The following is a 796-nucleotide window of genomic DNA, read 5'->3' on the forward strand; positions in this document are numbered from 1 at the left end:
GGCGCGATTGCGCTGGGTCATCCGTTGGGGGCCTCGGGCGCCCGCCTGGCCACCACCGCCATCAACCGCCTGCAGCACACCGGCGGCCGCTACGCCTTGTGCACCATGTGCATTGGCGTTGGGCAGGGCATTGCGCTCGTCCTCGAACGCGTTTGAGGCCGCCGTGGCGCCCGAACCCCGCTTTGACGACGTGTTGCGCCCACCGGCGCTGCGCTTCTTCGCCGAACTCTCGGTGCAGGTGACCCCGGCCATCGAAGTCGGGGCCACGCCCTCAGGCCTGCGGCGCCTCATCCCCATCGTGGGCGGCAGCGTCAAGGGCGATGGTTGGACGGGCTCGGTGGTGCCAGGCGGCGCGGATTTTCAGCGCATCCTCACGCCCCGCCTGGCCGAGCTGGACGCCCGCTACGTGCTGGAAACCACCGAGGGCGAGCGCCTGTTCGTACAGAACCGCGCCCTGCGCGTGGCCGACCCGGCCGACACCCAGCGATTGATCCGAGGCGAACCGGTGGACCCGGCGCGGATCTACTTCCGCTGCCAGCCGCTGATCGAAACCGCTGCCGAGCGCTTTGCCTGGGTGAACGAGCGGGTGTTCCTGGGCACCGGCCTGCGGCTGCCCGACCGGGTCGTCATGCGCTTTTTTGCGGTGGAGTGAGGCCCCGCTTCAGCGCAGGTGCTTGAGGCGTTTGGCGTGGATGGCGTCAGCGATGCTGAAGGCCCGCGGGCCGGCGCGCAGTTCGCCCACCTGGCCGGCCTGCAGCGTGCCGGCCTGCACCACCGCCAGGTAAAACCCGCAGCG

The 796-nt window shown here is 70.6% G+C and carries 1 protein-coding gene and 1 pseudogene; both read left to right on the forward strand.

The window, feature by feature from the left end:
• Positions 1 to 156: pseudogene (locus tag HA630_RS00795) on the forward strand (3-oxoadipyl-CoA thiolase); the annotation flags it as partial.
• A gap of 7 nt (positions 157 to 163) precedes the next feature.
• On the forward strand, positions 164 to 652 hold the full coding sequence (locus tag HA630_RS00800) for a DUF3237 domain-containing protein (RefSeq protein WP_371809175.1): 489 nt from the start codon (positions 164 to 166) through the stop codon (positions 650 to 652).
• Positions 653 to 796: the final 144 nt, after the last annotated feature.

It is taken from the genome of Aquabacterium sp. A08, assembly GCF_011742065.1.